Annotated in this window: 1 protein-coding gene; it reads left to right on the top strand. The window is 65.8% G+C overall.

Going from position 1 to position 618, the window contains the following annotated elements; genetic code table 11:
* Nucleotides 1-4 precede the first annotated feature (4 nt).
* Nucleotides 5-618, top strand: a 614-nt coding sequence (pssA, locus tag AC1D15_RS36090) for a CDP-diacylglycerol--serine O-phosphatidyltransferase (protein WP_477829869.1), incomplete at its 3' end; no start/stop codon positions are given.

Below are 618 nucleotides of genomic sequence, written 5' to 3'. Positions count from 1 at the left end.
CCACCTGCCAGATGCTGATGTGCCACCGGCGCGGCCGCGCCGCAAGGGCATCTACATCCTGCCGAACCTGTTCACGCTGGCGGCGCTGTTCGGCGGCTTCTATGCCATCGTGATGGCGATGAACGGCCAGTTCGAGCAATCGGCCATCGGCATCTTCTGCGCGATGGTGCTCGACAGCCTCGACGGCCGCGTGGCGCGCATGACGAACACGCAGAGCGCGTTCGGCGAGCAGAYGGACAGCCTGTCGGACATGGTGTCGTTCGGTGCGGCGCCGGCGCTGATCGTCTACGAATGGGCGCTGAAGGACCTGGGCAAGCCGGGCTGGCTCGCGGCCTTCGTCTACTGCTCGTGCGCCGCGCTGCGCCTGGCGCGCTTCAACACCAACCTGAAGGTCGTCGACAAGCGCTTCTTCCAGGGGCTGCCCAGCCCGGCCGCTGCGGCGCTGGTGATGGGCTTCATCTGGCTGATGAACGACCAGGGCTTCATGGTCGACGAGGAGGGCGCCTGGCTCATCTGGACGGCGTTCGGCTTCACGCTGTATGCCGGGCTGACGATGGTGACCAACGTGCCGTTCTACAGCTTCAAGGACGTGAGCTTCAAGCGCTCGGTGCCGTTCGT

The organism is Rhizobacter sp. P2_H2 (assembly GCF_056403375.1).
Note: the sequence above shows the minus strand (reverse complement) of the source record. Positions and strands in the feature narration are given on the sequence as shown.